Below are 21472 nucleotides of genomic sequence, written 5' to 3'. Positions count from 1 at the left end.
TTTTTGAATAAAAAATATTTAACTGGGTATAATTTTGTAAGAGGTGTAATATGAGATTTATTGAAAAAAGTACGATATATTTAGCTGGTGGATGTTTTTGGGGAGTTGAAGCTTATTTCAAAAAATTACAAGGTGTAATAGACACTGACACAGGCTATGCAAATGGCGAAGGAACAGACACTGATTATAGAAGAGCAAAACAAACTCATCACGCAGAAACAGTGAGAGTTGTTTATGATAAAAACAGGTTGGATTTGGCTGAAATTTTACTTCATTATTTCAGAATTATCAATCCAATTTCTGTGAATAAGCAAGGAAACGATGTTGGCGAACAATACAGAACTGGAATTTTCTACGAAGATGAAAAAGATTTGGAAATAATCAATTCTGTTGTGAATTACATTCAATCAAAATACGATGAAAAGCTAACTGTTTTGGTTGAAAGATTAGAAAATTTTGTGTTGGCAGAAGATTATCACCAAGATTATTTGGACAAAAATCCTGGTGGATATTGTCACATCAATCTGAATGCTTTTGATGAGGATTTGGATACGACTGAATACAGGAAAATGTCCGATGAAGAATTGAAACAAAATCTCTCCGATGTGAGTTACAGAGTTACTCAAAACGAAGCGACTGAACGCCCTCACACATCGAGCTTCAATGATTTTGATGAAAGAGGAATCTATGTCGACATCGTAAGTGGTGAGCCGTTATTTTCTTCAAAGGACAAATACGATGCGGGCTGTGGTTGGCCATCATTTACGAAAACTATTACGTCAAGTTCTGTAAATTATTCTGATGATCACAAATTATCCAGAGTTAGAACTGAAGTTAGAAGCAAACACGCTGACAGTCATTTGGGTCATGTGTTCGACGATGGTCCTAGTGAAAAAGGCGGTCTTAGGTATTGCATCAACGGTGCAAGTTTGAGATTTGTCCCATTAGAAAAAATGGAAGAAGAAGGATATTCACAATATATTCCATTCGTATAAATTGGAAAATCACAAGGAGGATGCTGTTCCTCCTTTTTTTTTGTGTGCAAATTAATTTATTGGGCTTTTTAGGTGTTTACAAATCGCACGAAAACTGGGATAATATATCTGAAATTAAATAAGAGGAGGAAAAAATGGATAAAAAGAAATCAGATTTACTTGCTAAATTAGCGTTATTAATAGTAGCTATCCTTTGGGGAAGTTCTTTGACTGTGGTTAAGCAATCTTCCAAAACATTCAATCCCAACTTTATTTTGGCGATAAGATTTACGTTGGCAGCTATTTTATTATCAATCATTTTCTGGAAGAGACTTCGCCAAGCAAAATATGACGACATAAAAAACGGACTTTTGATAGGAATATTTTTGTTCATGGCGTATTCATCACAAACTTTGGGGGTAAAATTCGCAGATCCTGGTAGAAGCGGATTCTTGTCTGCATCTTATTGCGTAATCGTACCGTTTTTGGGTTGGATTGTATTCAAGCAAAGACCAGACCGATATAATTTGTCGGCAGCCGCTTTGTGTATAACTGGAATATTTTTCATATCGCTTTCAGGATCAAGTTCTCATGTGGATAATCCTTTGGCATGGCTTGGAGATTTACTGGCCTTACTTAGCGGATTGTTATTCGCATCGCACATCATCGCAGTAAGCGCCCTTGCAAGAGACCGTGACCCTATCGTCATGACGATATTGCAATTTATAATGGCGGCTGTGTTATCTTGGATAACTACAATTGTGGTAGAAGACAATTCAAATCTTGTCGTAACTTCAAGATCTGTGATGGAATTATTGTACTTAGCTGTAATGTGTACTGCCGTTGCACTTTTACTTCAAAACATCGGACAAAAATACACAAACCCATCTACTGCTGCAATTATTTTGGGATTCGAGTCAATATTTGGAATTTTAATTCCTGTACTTATCGGAATCGAATCATTGACAGTTTTCTCAGTAATCGGATTTGTATTCATATTCGCAGCGATTCTTGTCAGCGAGACAAAACTTTCGTTCTTGAAAAAGAACACAATAACTGCACAATAAATAGTACTTTTTAAGTACCAATTAAAAAACAGATAGCTAATTACAGCTATCTGTCTTTGTTTTGGCGGAGAAAGTGGGATTCGAACCCACGTGGGAAATAATCCCAAACGCATTTCGAGTGCGCCCCGTTATGACCACTTCGATATTTCTCCAAATATAATAATATTATAGCACTTTTGTTGATTTAATCAAAAAATGTGTTTTTGTTTTATCTTTGATATAATAATATTGAAATATAATTGGAGGAAATATGAAAATAATAGGACTTACACCACTTTATAACGTGGCAGAAAACAGACTTTTTATGCTTAGAAAATACATTGAACTTATCGAAAGAAACGGAGCTTACGCAGTGATTCTTCCGTTCAATTCCGATAGGAAATTCTTAGAAGAAATCGTCGACAGGTTGGACGGAATCGTGTTTACAGGTGGACTTGACGTAGCTCCATCATATTACAGCGAAGACAAGATTTTGGAATGTGGAATTTCATCAAATGTTAGGGACAAATTGGAGTTTAATCTGATGGATATTTGCTACAAAAAGGACATTCCAACATTGGGAATTTGCCGTGGACTACAAATAATGAATGTGTATTTGGGCGGAACTTTATACCAAGATTTGGAAAAACAAAAGGACATCTCCATCATTCACTCTCAAGACAAACCTTACAATGATTTGGTTCACGAGGTTACAAATTACGGAATGTTCAAAGAAAAATTTGGCGACAGATTTTATGTAAATAGCCTTCATCATCAAGCAATCAAAGATGTGGCAGAAAAGCTTGAAGTGTTACAAAAATCTTCTGATGATATAGTGGAAGCGGCCTACGTTAAGGACAAGAAGTTCTTCTTGGGAGTGCAATACCATCCCGAAATGGCGCTGGATACTTTGGCTCAAGGACACGAAATTGTCAAAATGTTTTTGGATTCAATAAAATAAATTAAAAAATATTATGTAAACCTGTGATTGTCACAGGTTTTTTGTTTTCCTAAAACTTAGGAACAAATCTTATCAGAATTTACGCTTATCGTTGACATAAGCTTGGTTGAAAATATTTCTGTCGATGTGAAGGAAATCCAATATTTCGTAGCTTTTTGGATATCTTCCCGAAAGCACAACTTTTCCATCTACAACTGTGATTGGAAGTTTCATTCCGTCATCAATTTTCTGTGAAATACCATGTTGTTCGAATATTTCGGGATTCTTGTTTAATTTGAACCTGTCGATAACGACCTTTTTCGTCTTCAATTGTTGCAAGAAAAATGACAACATCACAGAATTTCTATTATCCATTTCATTTTCGAACAAATTATTCTCATCTACTTTGTTCTCAAAAATCATCATTTTCATATTATCACCTATTATAATTATATCAGATAATAATGTGCTTTATTTGTGATAAAATAGTTGTAACAAATTCAAGGAGATTATCATGCAACTTTTAAACGAAACTCAAAGGCAAAAATATTTGGATATTTGGCACAGAGACAATGGAATATCAAGTTCTGGGCTGAAAGTAATCGCCTGTATATCCATGCTTATCAGTCACATTGTGCAATGCAATATGCTTCAAAAATTCAACATTTATCCTACGATGACACTCACATCATCTGATTGGAGAGTCACAGTAGGAGCGTTAATGCTTTTTATCGGAAGAATTGCGTTTCCGATTTTCGCATTTTTAATCGTAAATGGAATGTTTCTAACTAGAAGCGTGGAGAAATACATCGTAAGGTTGTTTTCGTTTGCGATTATTTCAGAAATTCCTTTTGATTTGGCAATTAGTGGTGAAATGTTCGATTTTTATCACCAAAATGTGTTCTTCACGTTGGCACTTTCTGCATGTCTTATATTTATCGTTGAAAAAATCGATAAGTTCGACCAATCAAATTTCGTGAAGGCGATTTTAAAATTAATTTCCGTTGCTATTTTCTGTGTAATCGCCAATTACTACCACACAGATTATTCTATGCTTGGAATTTTAGCTGTGTTTTTGTTGTATTTGGGCTCATCTTCCAGAAGAAACACTTACATCGCGATACTTTTCGGATATTTTTTCGAAGCGTATATGTATTTGTTCGTGTATTTGTCGATTCCCATCATTCACTTTTACAACGGCAAAAAAGGCAACATCAACAAATGGGCATTCTACATTTTCTATCCAACACATTTATTGCTGATTAGTTTTATTAGAGATGTCGTGTTATAGTTTGAATTTTAAGCTGAAATACATTAGAATTATATATTATACTTTTAATGGAGAATTTTATGGAGAAAACTAAAAAACAAAGTGAAATTTCACTGGAATCTTTTGTGACAATCGCTGTCGTTTTCGGACTTTTCGGCTACATTGCAAAAGTTATGGGTCTTGGCAATATGTTCAATACTTTGATGAAAACGGCGCACGATTTGCTGCTTAACACTGTGTTTTTCATAATGGCAATCGCAGTTTTAACAGGTGCGTTGTCCAAGCTTTTAAGCGAATTTGGAGTTATTGCACTAATCAACAAAATCATAAGCCCTATAATGAAACCACTTTACAATTTGCCTGGAGCTGCGGCGCTTGGTATATTGACGACTTTTTTGTCGGATAATCCGGCAATCATTGGACTTGCAAAGGACAAAGGATTTGCCAAATATTTCAAGAATTATCAGCTTCCTACGTTGTGCAATTTGGGAACATCATTCGGAATGGGATTTATCGTGTGGACTTTTATGTCTTCGCTTGGAAATGGTACGGAATTTTTCAAGGCGGCATCGCTTGGAGTTTTGGGAGCAGTCGTGGGTTCTGTGGTTTCTGTAAGAATCATGATGCATTTTACGAAAAAATTCTACGCCGATACTGATGAACAAGTGGAATTTGAAGAAGAACAAATCTTAGATGAAAAAGAAGATTTGACTTTGATGGAGAGAATTTTGAATTCAATACTTGAAGGAGGAAAGTCCGGTGTGCAAGCTGGGATGGATATTATTCCTGGAGTAGTTGTGATTTGTACTTTGGTTATGATACTCACATCAACTGGAACTGTTGAAAATGGAACTGTAATCTACACTGGAGCAGCCTACGAAGGAGTTGGTTTGATCCCAAAACTTGGAGCATTGCTAAATCCCATTTTGAAACCATTGTTTGGATTCACCTCATCAGAATGCATTGCATTTCCACTTACAGCTTTGGGAAGTGTCGGAGCAGCGCTTGGACTCGTTCCAAAATTATTGGAGAAAAATTTAATCACCGGAAATGATATCGCTGTTTTCACAGCCCTTGGAATGTGCTGGTCTGGATATTTGTCCACACATGTTGGAATGATGGACACATTAAACGCTAGAAAACTCGCACCAAAAGCAATTCTTTCACACACAATTGGAGGAGTAGCAGCTGGAATCAGCGCACATTTCTTGTATTTATTGTTAGGATAAAAAAATCCAACTTTGCTTTTCAGTAAGTAAAGTTGGATTTGTTTTTTTATTTGATTAGTTTCGACAAAGTTTTAAATTCAGGACTTCCCGCCCTTTTCAAAATATCGAAAATCAACGTTTCAGAATTGATTACCAAACAGTCCATCTCTCTAAAATTTTGAATAGCATTCATTTTATTTTCAACACGTCTGCTTGTAACGCAATCTTCCAGCACAATCATTTTATATTCGTCAATCAAATCACGTATCGTTTGGTAGACACAAATGTGAGTTTCCGCTCCGACAACTACGATTTGTTTTCTTCCAGTTTTTTCGATTTCATTCATAACATCATCAAGCTTTGCAGTAAAATCTACCTTGTCGAACACCTTCGTTTCGTATTCTTTCAAACATTCTACAGTATCTCCAAGTCCTTTCGGATATTGACGTGTCGTAATCACAGGAATGTCGTAAATTCTTGCCATCTCCAACACAGCCTTCGTGTGATTAAGCACGTATTCATTGTCGTGAAGAACAGGCACCAATTTTTCTTGCAAATCAATCAACAAAATAATCATATCATCTTTGTTCACATTAAACTTTTCCATATCTCACCTCAAAACTATCATACCATAAAAAAAGCACGCCACACAGCGCGCTTTGATTTAAATTGTCCAGCTTAGAATTCTTTTTTTGATTAGTTCAAATATTTGCATTACAACAACTAAAACTATAACCAAAAATATAAATCCTACCCAAGCATGATTAAACAATCCAAAATCAGTGTATTTTTTTACGAAAAATCCCATTCCGTATTTGGAGCCGTACATTTCTGCGTAAACCAACATTACAAATGTACTTCTCAACGAACTTACAAATCCTGCTAATATTGAAGGACTTGCTGCTGGAAGAATAACTTTTACAAGTTTATCAAATCCTTTGATTTCTAATGTCTTCGCCTTGTCCAAATATCTTTTGTCAATTGTCATTATTCCAGTGATTGTCGCAAAAATCGTAGTCCACACCGTCCCATAAATTATCAAAAACAATGAAGCAGACCACAAATTTGGAGCTAACATCAACACAAATGGTGACAACAAAATCGATGGAATAACACTAAAAGCATATATTACAGGATGTAAAATTTCTCTTAATCTTTCACTCATTCCCAGCAATGTTCCCAATCCTATCGCAATTATCAACGATAAAACTATGGATGGAATCATTAAACCGAATGATGAAAACATATTAATCAATAAAACTGATTTGTCTTCGTGAAATGCTTGAGCTATCGATTCTTTACTCGGAAAAAGGTATGGATTGACCATGTGATTGTCTGTCAAAAATATATACACAACTATTAATGACACGAAAATCAACACAGTAATCCAATATTTTCGAATAAATTCCTTTACCTTATCCAAAACAAACCTCTATTTGTCGTTTTCTTCAAAGAATTTTTCTAAGCTTTCGTAGAATTTAGGATCTTCGTTTCCGTATTTTTCTTTAGTTTCTTCTAAAGCTTGTTTGTACAAATCTGTATTGATTTTGTCTTCAATGTTAATTGTTTTAGCTTTTGCATCTAAGAAATTAGTCTTGCCCAAAATATCCCAAGCTCTGATAACACCTTTTTTCAATGGGTCAATGTGAACATCGTAGTGTTCGTCAAGCATGTAAGCTGCTACAAATGCATCGTCAGCTTTAATTTGTTTTGCTAACATGTGAACAGCTTCTTGTTTGTTGCTTTCATAATATTGTTGTGCTCTGATTAAAGCTCTCAAAATAGCCTTAACAGTGTCTGGATTTTCGTTGATGTATTTTGTCTTGGCTACCAATCTACAACAAGAATAGTTAGGCATTACATCACTTTGGTAAGTAACCACTTCAATGTCTTTCATGTTTTTAACTGCTTGGTTTTGTTGAGTTCCTAAAAGTGCGTAATCAACATCTCCTCTAACAACAGCTGCCATTGCATCATTGTATTTTGTGATTTGTACCCAATCAACTTCCTTCAATGGATCTTTTACTCCTGCATCCATCAATGCACCAGTAAATGCGTAGTATTGTGGGTTAATTGCTGCTTTCTTACCAACTAAATCAGTTATTCCATTCCATTTAGTTCCTTTTTTAGCGATAACAGGCATTGCACCATTTAACATATGACCACCGAAAATTGTCAAATCTACACCAGCTGAAATTTGTTGAAGTGGATTTGAAGTACCGGCGTTTGATACAACATCAACTTTGTCTGATGCTAAAAGAGATAACGCATCGGCATTTTCTGTAGCAAATACAGGTTCAATTTTGATTCCTTCGTCTTTGAAGAAACCTTTTTGTTCAGCAATAGTTACCAATACATTACCACTTGTTCCGTAATTCCATTTAACTACAGTTTCTTCCTTCTTATCATTAGAAGAAGAATCCTTTGAAGTTTCTTCCTTCTTTTCTTCTGTCTTATTTTGTGTTTCATTGTCTTTTTTATCGTTGTTATTAGAACATGAAGCAAATACTAAGCAACAAATAAGACTCATTACAATCAATAATTTCTTTTTCATAAGTACCCCCATAAAATTTTATTTAAATAAACTAAATCAATAGTCTACTATAATTTATTTGAAATATCCTCATTAATCTTTTTAATCAAAAGATTCCTAAGCTCAATAGTTTTCTTATCGTTGAATTGATTTTCCCTAGTCATAACAGTAGACTTATCCAACTTCAAATCAAAAATAATCTTGCTGGGAGATTGTCCCAAAACGACAATTCTGTTTGCCAACAAAATAGCCTCGTCAACATCATGCGTTACAAAAAACACGGTTTTCTTCTGATCTTCATTATTATATAGATTAATAATTAAATCCTGAAGATTCGCCCTAGTAACAGCATCAATAGCTCCAAACGGTTCATCCATCAAAAGTACTGGAGAATCCAGAGAAAAAGCTTGTGCAATCGCACACCTTTGTTGCATACCACCTGAAAGTTCCTTAGGAAGTTTGTAGTAAATATCTTCTTCCAAGCCAACACTTTTCAAAGCTTCCGTTGCCATATTTTTGATTTCAGACTTTGATTTGTCTGGATATTTTTGTTTCAATGCCAACGAAATATTATCACCAGCACTAAACCATGGAAATAATCCATAATCTTGAAATACTACAGCCCTATCAAGTCCTGCCTCTTTGATTTCTGTGTCATTTAATTTTATAGATCCATATGTAGGCATCTCCAAACCAGATAAAAGCCTAAGAAGAGTGCTCTTGCCACATCCTGATTTTCCCAAAATGCACACAAATTCTCCAGAATCAACCTCTAAATTTAATCCTTCCAAAATCTTCCTAGAATTATTCTCGTAAGAAAATCCCAAATTTTCTACAGTAATATAACTCATTTAGCACCTGCTTGATAAATATTTTTCTATCTCATAAATTTACTTATCTAGTCTATCACGTTTCAATAATTTGTCATCTTTTCATAAAATCATTTATAAATCTAGCCTATAAATTATTTATCATTTCTATTTTATTAAAATACCTAAAATTGAACTTATACTCCTTAAATTCATGATTTTACTTATATTTATAAATTAACTTTCTATTTTTCTAGGATTTTTCGCTATATTTTTCATCATTTATTTAAAATTACAATAAATATTCCTTAAATTTTTACATAAATTTATCGTTCTTCTTGCTTATACATATGAAAAAAAGCCACAGATAATGAATATCTGCAGCTTAAAATAACTTATAAATCTATTTTTGTTTCAAATTATGCTTTATTTATTTAAAATTTCAATAACTATTTCACCACATTTTTGTAAATCAAAAAGCTTATCAATAGTAATATCCCTACTCCTGCGACTATTCCAACTATTTTTAGTTTGGAGTTTAGTTGTTCTACTTTTTGTTCACTGGTGTCGATGATATCTTCTGGGATGAACTTCTTTGCGACCATCATTAATGATGGGGCGATTAATAAATCATCCAAGATTCCTAGTCCTGCGACGAAATCCGGCACGAAATCCACTGGGCTTACTACATAAAGCACTGACAATGCCAATACGATTTTCGATAATAATGGTGTTTGTTTGTTAAAAAAAGCATACCACAATGTAGGTATATCGTTCTTCAAGTTCAACAATTTTTTAATCATTTACTCACCTCGAATATATTATACCATACATTGCACGATATATCGTATTACATAATAGTTACAATTTATTTTTTGATTTTTCCTATTAATCCACCGATGACTGCTGGGATTATCCAAATAAAGCTTTTGACTTGCATTGGAAATACTGATTCGATTGTTTTCAACAAACCGAAATCCAATTTGAATCCGTTAAGTAGTACTATAATTGCGTAAATAGACACTCCTATTATGGATCCTAATTTTACGTTTCGTGAAAATGTATTTTGTTTAAACAAATTTAAGAAAATCAAAACTATTGCCACAGGATATATCGCTGTCAAAAATGGTGCAGAAATTTTTAGTATTTTTTCGACACCAACTACTGCAAAGAACGCACTAAAAACTGTAGAAATTATTATGATTAAATCGTATGAGATAACTCCGTTTGTTTTGTCTTTTAGCATATCACTGAAGAATTGTCCGACTGTTGTTGTAAGTCCAATCGCTGTTGTGAGGCACGCCAATGCCATTGCAGTGCAGATTAATACTTTTCCCAAAATCCCCAAATGTTGGTAGCAAATGTATAACAACAAATCAACTCTTTCGACATTTCCTAGGTTGAACTTGGATGTGGCAGCTCCGAGGTAAATCAATCCTCCGTATACGAAGCAAAGTCCTATAGCTGCTATGATTGACGCTTTTATTGTGTATTGTTTGATAGTTTTGTCATCTGTAATTCCGTTTCCTATAAATCCTTTGGTAACTACAATTGCAAATACTAATGATGCCAACGCATCCATTGTTTGATATCCTTCTTCAAAACTTGATTGGAAGACTTGAATTTGATATGTATTCACAGGCGTTGCAACGGGAGATATTATTCCTTTAAAAATAATCACGACAAGAGTTGCAATCAACAACGGCGTCAAAATTTTTCCCAAATTATCTATTATGCTGCTTGGTTTTCTGACGAATAAATACACACAAGCAAAAAATACTACCGTGAGCAAAACAGAATTTGCTCCTTTGAAAAATCCTTTTTGAATTATTTCTACTGTTGTTGCTGCAGTCCTTGGAATTGCAAGTCCTGGTCCTATCGCAAGCATAATTATAGTTGAGAATATTAGTGAAAATCGCGGACTTATAGTGTTGCCGATTTTTTCAATTGTTCCTCCGCTTTTTGTCGCTGCGAGTAATCCCAAGAAAACCAGTCCTACTGCGCTTAGCAAAAATCCTAATGTCGCAATCAAATACTGATTTCCTACTTTATTACCCAAAAACGGTGGAAATATCAAATTCCCCGCTCCAAAAAACATCGAAAATAGTGCGAATCCACTAACAAATATTAATTTCTTGTTTTTCATAATTACCTCTGTATAAATATTTTAAATTTTTATTAGTTCTTACAATTCTACCACAATTTCTTCCAGATAACAACTTTTTTATAAAAAACAAACTTGTGCGAATGTTTGTTTTATTATAAAATACGAATAGGTGATCTTATGGAATTAAAACGCAAATTATCAATATTATCAGATGCTGCCAAGTACGATGTCAGTTGTTCTTCTAGTGGTTCAAAAAGGAAAAATACCTCTGATGGAATCGGCGCAGCGCACAATTCTGGAATATGTCACAGCTGGTCTGAAGACGGAAGGTGCATTTCGCTACTTAAAATTTTACTCACAAACAAATGCATTTACAGTTGTGAATACTGCGTCAACAGAAAAGAAAACAACATCGAAAGAGCAGAATTCACTCCAGAAGAAGTAGCTGATTTGACTATAAATTTTTACAAAAGAAATTACATAGAAGGATTATTTCTATCCAGTGGAGTTGTGAAAAGTCCCGACCACACGATGATAAAGCTTATAAGAGTTGCAGAGATTCTTCGTAATGAGAAAAAATTCAATGGATACATTCATATGAAGGCAATCCCAGGTGCAAGCGAAGAATTAATCGAAAGACTAGGCAGACTTATCGATCGTATGAGTATCAACATAGAACTTCCAACAAAATCAAGCTTGAAGATGCTCGCTCCTCAGAAAACGTATGAGTCCATTGAAAAACCGATGGATTTTATTAACGAATCCATAACTCAGTACAAAATCGACAGGAAAACAATCAGAAAAACTCCTTTGTTTTTACCAGCTGGTCAATCCACTCAAATGATTGTCGGAGCAGGTCGTGAATCGGATCTTACAATTATCAACAAAGCAAGTAGCCTTTATGAAGACTACAAGCTCAAAAGAGTTTTCTATTCGGGATTTGTCCCTGTAATCAAATCGAAATACACAGACGGAATCAAAAAAGTTCCCATGCTACGTGAACATAGGTTGTATCAAGCAGATTGGCTGATGCGATTTTACAAATTCAAATCAAACGAATTTTTGAACGAACAAAATCCGTTTTTTGATTTGACATTAGATCCCAAAGCATTCTGGGCAGTGCAAAACGTAGCGAACTTTCCAATAGAAATAAATCGCGCATCTTATGAACAACTTCTTCGTGTTCCAGGATTCGGTCCAACATATGCGATGAGAATAATAAATGCGAGAAAATTTGCCAACCTCAACTACGACGATTTGATCTCTCTTAAAATCTCACTGAAAAAAGCGAAGAACTTCATACTTGTAAATGGAGTATACCGCGGACAAAAATACAGCACCCAAGACGATTTGCTGGATATTTTGAGAATACAAGAAGGAAAAAATGTAACACAACTTAGTTTTTTGGAGTAGATATGAGATACAGTTATGACAACAGCTTAGATGGCTTGTTTACGGTGATTTTTGAACAGTACAGACACATTGAAGATTCAATTATCGTTGTGAAATCAGAGCAATTGGATTTTTTGAATGACGACATATACATTGAAACAAGTACTGAAAAATCATCACGTGTGAAAAAATCGATAATAGACAATTTCGGATTCAACTTTTTTCGTAGCATCAACTACGCATTCGTCTCAGAAAATCCCGACAAATCGACCATTATCGCTAAGACAATCAAAAATATGTACACATACGGCTACAACTTCATCAACTCATCCGACAAAATTTCTGTCCAATTCAACAGCCTATGCAAATATTCCACAAGAGAACTTCACGCATACAAAGGACTTCTCAGATTCAAAGAAATCCAAGACAATTTCTTGTTCGCAGAATTCGAACCTAACAACGACATTTTGGAATTACTCACCTATCATTTCAAAAAAAGATTGAGAAACGAAAAGTTTGTGATTTACGACAAAAAAAGAAATAAGTGTGCAATTTATGTGGACAATGATTTGGCATTTTACGATGTACAAGATATTTTCAAAGAAGAATCTGATGAAGAGAAAATGTTCGAAGATTGCTGGATAGAATTCTACAATTCAGTCGGGATAAAAGAACGCCAAAACCTCAAACTTATGCAGAATAATATGCCGAAAAGATACTGGAAATATTTACCGGAGAAAAATAAAGTATACGATAACAAAAAATAATTGTTGTATTTACACTTGATTTTTTTTGAAATAATAAGTGTATATGCAACAATGTGAATTCGAAAAAATTCATTAGTGATGCTTTTTATATTTGTTGCCCTTTTGTTGCCCTTTTGTTGCCAGTTGTCAAAAATCTTAAAGAATTGTGAGTGACATATGTAAAATTTAATAAAATAAAAAGAAGCCTAGAACGTGTAAATTCTAGGCTTTTTTTATGGTACTCCCACCCGGATTCGAACCGAGGAATCTCCCTTAGGAGGGGAGGATTATATCCAGCTTAATTATGGGAGCACATAAAACCGAATCAAATCGGCTTATGATGCAAGAAGTGCTTCTAACAATTCGTAAGTGTATTTGGCACTTCTTTTTATTCTAGTTAATGTGTCTGCTTTTTCGTAAGGTTTTTTGACAACGAGGCTTACTTCTCTTTTGTCGCCTTTTCCAGTATCGATTACAACTTTTCCTACGATTTGTCCTTTTTTCAAAGGTGCTTTCAAATCTTTTTTGATGTCGACTTTTTGTTGCAGACCAGTTTTTGTATTATACAAAATGGATACGTCTTCTGTCGGATAAATCTCAACGTTTTTGTCCACAACGCTGTTGACTGATTTAGTTTCGATTGGTTTTTCGCTGTTTAATATATTCATTGGTTCAAATGAATTTCTGACGTATTCCAGTATTATTTTTTGGTAAGTATTTCTGTCGTATTTTGTGGGAGCTCCCATCAAAACAGATACTATTTTGTTTTTAGGATCGTTTGGTTTCAAGCTCATCGTAGTTATCAAACAGTATCCAGCTTTTTCAGTTGTTCCTGTTTTAAATCCATCGACACCTTCTATTTTTCCTAAAAATGGAACTGTAGTCACGCCTTCGTATTTTCTAGTCGGCATTACAAGTTTTTGTGTTTTTGTGTAATTCAAAACTTGTGGGTAATTGTTGATTGTATATGTGGTTAATTTCGCCAAATCTTTTGCGCTCATCATATTTTCCTTGTCGTTTTCAGGATAACCTGATGCAGAATAAAACTTTGCAGATTTCAATTCCAATTCGGCTGCTTTTTTGTTCATTCTTTGGACAAATTTTCCCACAGATCCTTCTGATTTCACTGCTAATTCGTCTGCGGCATCATTCCCACTGACTATCATCATTCCTCTTATCAAATCATTTACAGTTAATTCTTCGCCTTTTTTAAGTTGTATAGTACTCGCTTCAGGCTTATTGTATTGTGTTTGGATTTTGATTTTATCGTCGAGCTTGTATTTGTTTGCGTTGATGTCTTCCATAACCAAAACATAAGTCATTATTTTAGTTAAGGACGCTATAGCAAAAGGTTTGTTTTCGTTGTAATTCAACAACTCTTGGGAATAATCCTGTTCAATTGTATAATACGAGTTTACTTTGTCTTCAAATCCCAACTTCGAGTCCGCTTTAGATAATGCAGGTTGAAATACAATAGCAAGTATTAACATTAAGGGTATTATTTTTTTAATACTCTTCATTTCTCACCTCATCTTTTCGATATAACTTCTTCGTACACTTTTATTACATCATCTGTAATATTTTCTTCGGAATATACTTTTTTGATATCGTGTGATATTTTCTCTCTGTCGTATTTTTCAATATTGTCGTGCATATATCTTAACGCTTCGGCTAATTTCTCAACGTTAAATCTATCAACCAATATTCCATTTTCTTCATTTATTAAATGTTCTGGCCCACCGCATTTACTTGCAACCACAGGAAGACCTGCGGACAATGCCTCCAAATACGCCAACCCAAAAGTTTCTGAATACGAATACAAGCAAAACATATCCGCATTATTGTAGCCCTCAACGATTTTTTCTCTTTTTGTAAGTCCAGGAAGAAATACTTGGTCGGTCAAATTCAACTCTTCTACCATTTTAAGTAGCGGTTTTCTCAAAAATCCGTCCCCATAAATCGTAAGCTTCACATGTTTATCTTTTGAAAAAGCAATGTTAAACGCTTCGATTAATTCTTTCGGACCTTTTGTCGTTATTACATTTCCAGTGGAAACTATGTTGAAGATATCTCCCCTTTTGAAATTCTCATTGTTTTTGAAAATCGTAAGGTTTGGAATAATTGCAATTTCTGTAGAATCTTTCCCAAATTCTTCTTTGATTTTCTCTTTGAATTTGGGGCTTACAGTTATGAGTCCGTCTGTTCTGTCGTATGTTTCTTCGGCGATTCTTCTGTAAGAAGGCTTGATAGTATCTTGGTTTACAACGGAATTGCATTCTGTAAGTACGAATGGAATGTTCAACTCTTTTGCAAGTTTGGATGTATAATATCCCTGGTCTGTAAAATAAGTGTGAATTACATCCGGCCTTCCTTCGATTTGCTCCACTTTTTTGTAGAAATGTCTAAGTACCAAATAAGAAAAGTCATAAAGGCTTTTGAAGATATATCTTCCAATCGGAAAATGAAAGGAATACACTTTGACATTATCTTTTATAAAATATTCACTTTTATATTTGCGAAAACGTCTAAGTGATCTGAAATCAAGTGCAATCAACACAACTTCAACGCCTTTTTTGGCTAGTGCAATTGCCTGATCCAATTCAAATATTCCGTTCATTTTGTATTTATCCGTCGGATATCCTCTAGCGATTATATAAGCCTTCATTTCTTTTCCTATCTTAATTTTAGTTTACTAGTCTATTATATCAAATCCTGTGTATTTTTGTAGCACTTCAGGAATTTTTATACTTCCATCAGCTTGTTGATAGTTTTCGATTACAGCTGCAAAGCAACGTCCAATAGCAAGTCCTGAACCGTTTAATGTGTGAACGTATTGTGGCTTATTATTTTCGTCACGATATCTAATATTTGCACGTCTTGCTTGGAAATCTTCAAAGTTAGAACAGCTTGAGATTTCAACGTATCTATTATAACTTGGCATCCACACTTCAATGTCGTAAGTCATTGCTGATGAGAATCCCAAATCCCCAGAACAAAGTCTGACAACTCTGTATGGAATTTCCAACAATTGCAAGATTTCTTCTGCGTTATTTGTAAGTTTTTCTAATTCGTCATAACTTGTAGCTGGTTCAACGAATTTTACCATTTCAACTTTTTCAAATTGGTGATTTCTAATCAAACCTCTTGTGTCACGTCCTGCACTTCCGGCTTCTCTTCTGAAACATTGAGTAAATGCTGTGTAGTAAATTGGCAAGCTTCCTTGTTCCAAAATTTCTCCTCCCAATAAATTAGTTACTGGAACTTCTGCAGTAGGAGCAAGATACATATCGTCTTTTTCGCAATAAAACATATCTTCTTTGAATTTTGGAATTTGACCTGTACCCTTCATCGCACTTGGACTCATAAGCACTGGAGTATTCATTTCAGTGTAACCTTGTTTGTCAGTGTGAAGATCAACCATGAAATTCATCAAAGCTCTTTCAAGTCGTGCGCCTTTTCCTTTGAATACACTAAATCTTGATTTGGAAATCTTAGTTGCTCTTTCGAAATCCAAAATATCCAAATCAACGCCCAAATCCCAGTGAGCCTTTATATCGAAATCAAATTTACGAGGTTCTCCCCATTTTCTCATTTCCAAGTTTTCAGTATCATCCAAACCAACCGGAACATCTTTGTTAGGAGTGTTTGGAATTTCCATCAAATATTCTCTGATTTCTTCGTCGATGTTTTTCAAATCATCATCCATAGATTTGATATCATCAGACAACTTCTTCAAGTTTTTGAAAAGTTCTGTAGTATCTTCTCCGTTTTTCTTCATTTGTGGAACTTGTTTAGAAAGCTTGTTTTGTTCCGCCTTCATTGATTCTACTTTTTGAATAACTTCACGTCTTTTTTCATCAGTATCCAAAAGTTTTTGAATAGGATATTCTCCTCTTCTTTTTTTAAGCGCCTCAATAATTTCTTCTGGATTGTTTCTAATTCTTTTAATATCTAACATAACTTTCTCCTTATAAAACAATAAAAAAACTCATACCAAGGGACGAAAATTACGTTTCCGCGACTGCCACCCTAATTAGCATAAGCTCTCTCAACTAATAACGCATAGAAGTTAGATTCATTATCTTCATATACTTATTCTCACCACACATAAGCTCTCTGAATTACTCCAATAATTACTATTTCTTCATCAACTGCAATATTCAACTATATTAATGTATATTTTACCACAAACAATCTTGTTATGTCAATGTATAGCGTAATTACAACGTTTTATAGATTTTTGTATATTCATCATTTTAAAAACAGATCAGCTTTTTAAACGCCAATCTGTTTTTATCTTTTATTCTTTATTTATAATCGTATTAATCGCCGCCTGCACAGCCTTATACCTGTCTTCATTGGTGTGAGATGCAAGGCAAGTTATTAGATACTTCTTTCCGTTTTTCTCGTACAATACGACAATGTTGTAGGATGATGCCATCGTGCCCGTTTTAATGCCCTTTACATCTTTATTGTAAAACGCTGACTTAGGATCCAAAAATTCATTAGTATTTTTCCAATTCATTTCTCCTTGAAGAGTTTGAATTGTAAAAGAACTCTTGCCCATACATTTTTTGACAAAATCATAATCAATAAGTTTAAGTGCAACTCTATTAATATCTTTTAAATTGGTATCTGCCTGTGTGGAAAATCCACTCGGATCGAACAAATGGGTTTTATTGTAACCTTCGTCTGCGAGGTACTTGCTGAGATTTTTTACAAAATAATTCACATATTTTTCTGCGCTATAACCATCTCCCAAGTCTTTTTTGCCGATGTTATATGCCAATGCAAAAGCCGCATCGTTTCCAGATGGCACAAGCATAGCCTGCATGATTTGCTCTGCTGTATATTTGCCAGGCTTTAAGTGTGCCATTGATGAGCCTTGTGGTACTAGATCTAATAATTCTTGATTAACCTCTATGCTATCTTCTAATTTTACCTTTGTTAGTGCATAATCAATCGCAAAAAGTTTCGACAAGCTTGCAACCGTTGGTAATTGTCCTCCGCCTTCATAAAACAAATATTTTTCTTTATCTATGTCATACACCGAAAAAGCAAGTGCATCTTCTGGAATCTTCAACTCTTTAGTATCTATTTTGAAATCAATTCTATCGTAAAATTTTCTAAAAGTTCTGGATTGTAAAATTCTATAGCCACGCAAGTTCAATAATACAAAACAGAACACCAAAAGAATAACCCCTATAATTAAAAATATTTTGCGCTTGTGTTTTTTCATAATTCACCTCTGTATCTAAATTATCCTATATCACAATGTGAATTACAATACTTGTATCCAAATTGTAGATTTGTTGAAAACATCAAACAAAAACACCAAGCTCATCTCACAAGATTTGCTCAGTGTTATCCGTTAAATATCTTTGTCTGCATTTTGGAAAAATTTTGCAACATATCCTATTACAACTAAAACCAAGAATACTTTCATCAAGAATTTCAAAATACTAATAGTAATTCCCATAATTCCTGTCAAAATATTCAAAGCCAAAATAGCCAAGAATATATACAAAATGTATTTTAAATATTTGTTATCCATACTCCACTTCCTTTATACTTCTATACTTCTTCTTTTGCGAAAAATCTTCTGTAAATAAATCTAATTACCAACACTGCTAACGCTATTTTAATGAAAACTTTCAAAAATGAGTAGGCAACAGCTCCAATCGCTACCAAAATTCCTACAATTGCGCCGCCTAATCCCAATATTAAACCAAATGTTCCTAAAATAGCTGCGAAAACTATTGATAGAATAACTATCAAAATAACAAATGCTAAAGTAATCATAAATGCCTCCCTTTGCTTTGTATAGTACCTTTTATTACATTATAGCACAATAATCCCTTATTCACAACAAGCATTAGGAGATAATTCAAAAGATTTTATAAAAAACTTACCACCTTTTTGTATCAGTTTAAGTTCCGATTTTATATCATCTTCCAAGATAATTTCCTTAGAATTGACTTTGCACACCACTGGCTCAAACGCCCATTCTTCATCATTTTCCATCACATAATACGAATTGTCATCCTTAGAATACACGACATTTTCTTTGTTTGTAACATCATCTGATGAAATATTTGCGTATTTCAATAAAACCGCATCCACCAAATTCTTGTCAACTTTCAAAATCTTAGCGTTTTCTCTTGTTTGTTTGAGCGCATCTGGATTTTGTTTTTTAAGTTCATCTATCTTGGATTTGTCCTTTTCTGGATCCAGCGTTTTGCTTGGAAAATTCGCCACGAAGTTTTTAAGCGTAATATCTTGTGGTGATGCGAAGCTCTCCCCGTAGAAAAATGTATCTAGAGAGTTTACAACCTCTTCGCCATTATAATCGTACGGCTTGTTGAAGTTCGCTGCGATTTTGTCGACATCTGATTTTTCCAACCTACCGTCTTTTGAAATGTCCACACCCTTGAACCCATCGTTCAAATAATCTGCCACATACGCCTTTTTTTCTTCAGGCAATTCTGGCATTTTCTTCGAACAAGATGCAACAAATACGACACTCAAAACCACAAGTAAGATTTTAAATAATTTGTCCTTCATAACCCCTCCAATCTCATTAAACTTATTATATATTAAAACCCAACAAAAAAACACTGACGGAAGTTTAACCAACTCCCAAATCAGTGTTTTCAACTAACATTTCAACCTTCGGATGGTCTTTCAAATCGTAGTGATTTTCCAAAAACCACTTCACAAGCTCATCATCTCTTTTAATCGGCGTAGAATTATTGATGAAAATATTAATAGTAATCCATTTGAAATTAGAAAGGCCTATCTCAATGTCTTTTTCAATCATTTCCTTAGTTTGACCCTTGATTCCAACCATTAAACACGCCGAATCAAAATAATCGGACACATCTTTTACATCAGTGAATTTTGCGTTTTTGTTGAGGACATTTTCTCTAAAATCGTAATCGAACGTTTCAATTCCAGTCTTAAACAAAACCTCGCATTCGAAAAATTCCCTGATTTCGTGAAGTCTATTCTTGAAAATATAATGCGCTTCGAAAACCAAAGTATGAATGTTTTTTTCGTGAATTAAATTCTTGATGTCGATTTTCGTCTGTTCTGGAAGTTCGAACACATTTCCCGAATTAATACATTCCAAAACACCGAATTCACCAGTCACATTTTGAATAATCTCACGATTTTCACGAACAGCATCATCCATATCCACCGTATTGTCTTCAATGTAATCGCAAAATGTGCATTTGCCCCAAAAACATGGTCTGCCTTTCAAAAGCACAATCTCGCGTTTTAATTTTTCCTCAATCTTAGCGTATCGATTCAAGCTTAATCCTCTTAACAGCAGTCATCACAACAGTAAATGAAATAAGTCTGTCCACAAATTCCATAAAATATTGGTTGATAAAAGATGCCGCAGCTGGATTTACTCCCTTGTTAATCATAAATCTTACAATAACATCACTTCCTGAACTTGTAACCCCACCAAAAATATAACCTTGAATAATAGCACCCAAAATAGCGCCTGGAAGCACAGCCAATAAAAGTGCAGGAATAGTGTGCAATTTCTTGAAATATCCCTTTTCGTATAAAATACCAACCATAAACACCATAAGCATACCTGTAGGCGCAAATGGAAGTGCAAATGGATCGAAAAGAATTTGGTTCATAACAGACGATAAAAGCGCAGTCACAACACCGTATTTCCATCCAAATAACATACACACCAATAAAGATCCTATGTGATCCAATAACAAAGGAACCTTCGTACTAACAGCGATAAAAGCACCAAGGCAGTTGATTGCAATGCAAATCGCTATAGTAGTCAACAATTTCGTATTCGTTTTTCTCAATAAAAAAACCTCCTAATAAAATATAGGAGAACTCAAAAATAACGCCTTGTTTTTTTATACTTGGAGCTCTCAAACAAGTCCTGAAATAAATTTCAGCTTTAACTAGGCAACACTAATTTTATCAAATAATAAAATTCATTGCAAATTAGTTTGTTACAAAAAAGTAATTGCAAAAAAGTAGAAACCGATTTGTGTGGTGTTGTGAGATATAATAAAACGCAAAAACTCGTAAATCGCTCATCTGACTACAAAAATTGGTAAATTCAACGCTCATGAAACTAAAATCGCGAACTCGCTAACGCTCAAACAGCGCGATTTTTACGTTTCATTTCGCTTGAATTTAGAACAATTTTTTCCGAACGATTCGCTCCTTTACGACGTTTTTGGTTATAACAAATTTCTCTCCAAATCGGTTTCTACTTTTTATTGCTAACATATTTTGAGTTGAAAATTTCGTAAAATTCCACACACATCTCCACCCTCTCCTTACCCACTAAAAAAACGCCTCTTATAACCTGAACCCCAAAATCCGGAATACGGATGGAGGGGTTTTTGTATGCCAAAATACACAAAAGAATTTAAAATAAAATTAGTACTAGAATATTT

Annotated in this window: 23 protein-coding genes and 2 tRNA genes; 7 read left to right on the top strand and 18 right to left on the bottom strand. The window is 34.3% G+C overall.

Translation table 11 applies throughout. From position 1 onward, the window contains the following. Positions 1–50 precede the first annotated feature (50 nt). Positions 51–995, top strand: coding sequence for a peptide-methionine (R)-S-oxide reductase MsrB (msrB, locus tag DES33_RS04955; RefSeq protein ID WP_110058270.1), 945 nt, complete (start codon positions 51–53; stop codon positions 993–995). Between the two features lie 134 nt (positions 996–1129). After that, positions 1130–2041, top strand: coding sequence for a DMT family transporter (locus tag DES33_RS04950; protein WP_110058269.1), 912 nt, complete (start codon positions 1130–1132; stop codon positions 2039–2041). 62 nt (positions 2042–2103) lie between these two features. Here the strand turns inward: DES33_RS04950 and DES33_RS04945 are convergent. After that, positions 2104–2193: transfer RNA gene (locus tag DES33_RS04945), tRNA-Ser, on the bottom strand. A 98-nt stretch (positions 2194–2291) separates the two neighbouring features. On the opposite strand from DES33_RS04945, the gene DES33_RS04940 reads away from it, so the two are divergent. Next, a complete protein-coding gene (locus DES33_RS04940; protein WP_110058268.1) occupies positions 2292–2981 on the top strand; it encodes a gamma-glutamyl-gamma-aminobutyrate hydrolase family protein in 690 nt (229 codons plus the stop codon). A 72-nt stretch (positions 2982–3053) separates the two neighbouring features. Here DES33_RS04940 and DES33_RS04935 read toward each other — a convergent pair whose 3' ends face one another. Beyond that, positions 3054–3392 (bottom strand): arsenic metallochaperone ArsD family protein, encoded by a 339-nt coding sequence (locus DES33_RS04935; protein ID WP_110058267.1) that lies wholly within the window; start codon positions 3390–3392, stop codon positions 3054–3056. A gap of 82 nt (positions 3393–3474) precedes the next feature. Between DES33_RS04935 and DES33_RS04930 the strand changes: the two genes are divergently transcribed. After that, a complete protein-coding gene (locus tag DES33_RS04930; protein WP_110058266.1) occupies positions 3475–4251 on the top strand; it encodes a TraX family protein in 777 nt (258 codons plus the stop codon). 59 nt (positions 4252–4310) lie between these two features. Beyond that, positions 4311–5459 (top strand): CD0519/CD1768 family membrane protein, encoded by a 1149-nt coding sequence (locus DES33_RS04925; RefSeq protein WP_110058265.1) that lies wholly within the window; start codon positions 4311–4313, stop codon positions 5457–5459. Between the two features lie 46 nt (positions 5460–5505). On the opposite strand, the gene DES33_RS04920 is transcribed toward DES33_RS04925, so the two are convergent. The 6 genes from DES33_RS04920 to brnQ form a co-directional block, all read right to left on the bottom strand. Beyond that, positions 5506–6045 carry an isochorismatase family protein gene (locus DES33_RS04920; protein WP_110058264.1) on the bottom strand — a complete coding sequence of 180 codons (540 nt, stop codon included), beginning with the start codon at positions 6043–6045 and terminating at the stop codon, positions 5506–5508. A gap of 57 nt (positions 6046–6102) precedes the next feature. Further along, a complete protein-coding gene (locus DES33_RS04915) occupies positions 6103–6861 on the bottom strand; it encodes an ABC transporter permease (RefSeq protein ID WP_094205122.1) in 759 nt (252 codons plus the stop codon). Positions 6862–6870: 9 nt separating this feature from the next. Next, on the bottom strand, positions 6871–7992 hold the full coding sequence (locus DES33_RS04910) for an ABC transporter substrate-binding protein (protein ID WP_110058263.1): 1122 nt from the start codon (positions 7990–7992) through the stop codon (positions 6871–6873). Positions 7993–8039: 47 nt separating this feature from the next. Then, complete coding sequence (locus DES33_RS04905; RefSeq protein WP_110058262.1) at positions 8040–8822, bottom strand: ABC transporter ATP-binding protein; 783 nt, start codon at positions 8820–8822, stop codon at positions 8040–8042. 407 nt (positions 8823–9229) lie between these two features. After that, a complete protein-coding gene (locus tag DES33_RS04900; RefSeq protein WP_110058261.1) occupies positions 9230–9583 on the bottom strand; it encodes a YkvA family protein in 354 nt (117 codons plus the stop codon). Between the two features lie 65 nt (positions 9584–9648). Continuing rightward, entirely contained in the window at positions 9649–10926 is a 1278-nt protein-coding gene (gene brnQ, locus DES33_RS04895; protein ID WP_110058260.1) for a branched-chain amino acid transport system II carrier protein, read from the bottom strand. Between the two features lie 138 nt (positions 10927–11064). Here brnQ and DES33_RS04890 point away from each other — a divergent pair, with 138 nt between their 5' ends. Both DES33_RS04890 and DES33_RS04885 read left to right on the top strand, forming a co-directional pair. After that, a complete protein-coding gene (locus tag DES33_RS04890) occupies positions 11065–12300 on the top strand; it encodes a putative DNA modification/repair radical SAM protein (protein ID WP_110058259.1) in 1236 nt (411 codons plus the stop codon). A gap of 2 nt (positions 12301–12302) precedes the next feature. Beyond that, a complete protein-coding gene (locus tag DES33_RS04885; protein ID WP_110058258.1) occupies positions 12303–13046 on the top strand; it encodes a TIGR03915 family putative DNA repair protein in 744 nt (247 codons plus the stop codon). Between the two features lie 215 nt (positions 13047–13261). On the opposite strand, the gene DES33_RS04880 is transcribed toward DES33_RS04885, so the two are convergent. From DES33_RS04880 to DES33_RS04835, 10 genes are all read right to left on the bottom strand, one after another. Further along, positions 13262–13337: transfer RNA gene (locus DES33_RS04880), tRNA-Arg, on the bottom strand. A 23-nt stretch (positions 13338–13360) separates the two neighbouring features. Further along, the gene (locus DES33_RS04875) at positions 13361–14545 is read right to left on the bottom strand and encodes a D-alanyl-D-alanine carboxypeptidase family protein (protein WP_110058257.1); all 1185 of its coding nucleotides are present in this window, start codon (positions 14543–14545) and stop codon (positions 13361–13363) included. A gap of 8 nt (positions 14546–14553) precedes the next feature. Next, positions 14554–15690, bottom strand: a complete 1137-nt coding sequence (locus DES33_RS04870) for a glycosyltransferase (protein ID WP_110058256.1) — start codon at positions 15688–15690, stop codon at positions 14554–14556. A 27-nt stretch (positions 15691–15717) separates the two neighbouring features. Further along, positions 15718–16983 carry a serine--tRNA ligase gene (gene serS, locus DES33_RS04865; RefSeq protein ID WP_110058255.1) on the bottom strand — a complete coding sequence of 422 codons (1266 nt, stop codon included), beginning with the start codon at positions 16981–16983 and terminating at the stop codon, positions 15718–15720. A gap of 342 nt (positions 16984–17325) precedes the next feature. After that, the gene (locus DES33_RS04860) at positions 17326–18264 is read right to left on the bottom strand and encodes a D-alanyl-D-alanine carboxypeptidase family protein (protein WP_110058254.1); all 939 of its coding nucleotides are present in this window, start codon (positions 18262–18264) and stop codon (positions 17326–17328) included. Positions 18265–18396: 132 nt separating this feature from the next. Continuing rightward, the gene (locus tag DES33_RS04855; RefSeq protein ID WP_094209331.1) at positions 18397–18579 is read right to left on the bottom strand and encodes a hypothetical protein; all 183 of its coding nucleotides are present in this window, start codon (positions 18577–18579) and stop codon (positions 18397–18399) included. A 20-nt stretch (positions 18580–18599) separates the two neighbouring features. Further along, complete coding sequence (locus DES33_RS04850; protein WP_094206655.1) at positions 18600–18827, bottom strand: hypothetical protein; 228 nt, start codon at positions 18825–18827, stop codon at positions 18600–18602. A gap of 57 nt (positions 18828–18884) precedes the next feature. Beyond that, a complete protein-coding gene (locus DES33_RS04845; protein WP_110058253.1) occupies positions 18885–19589 on the bottom strand; it encodes a hypothetical protein in 705 nt (234 codons plus the stop codon). Positions 19590–19653: 64 nt separating this feature from the next. Further along, positions 19654–20340: a radical SAM protein gene (locus tag DES33_RS04840; RefSeq protein WP_110058252.1), complete on the bottom strand. Its 687-nt coding sequence runs from the start codon at positions 20338–20340 to the stop codon at positions 19654–19656. Then, the gene (locus DES33_RS04835; RefSeq protein WP_094203193.1) at positions 20324–20866 is read right to left on the bottom strand and encodes an ECF transporter S component; all 543 of its coding nucleotides are present in this window, start codon (positions 20864–20866) and stop codon (positions 20324–20326) included. The genes DES33_RS04840 and DES33_RS04835 overlap by 17 nt, the downstream gene beginning before the upstream one ends. Between the last annotated feature and the right edge of the window lie 606 nt (positions 20867–21472).

Origin of the sequence: Finegoldia magna (assembly GCF_003182075.1) — a bacterium.
GTDB classification, from domain to species: domain Bacteria; phylum Bacillota; class Clostridia; order Tissierellales; family Peptoniphilaceae; genus Finegoldia; species Finegoldia magna.
Note: the sequence above shows the minus strand (reverse complement) of the source record. Positions and strands in the feature narration are given on the sequence as shown.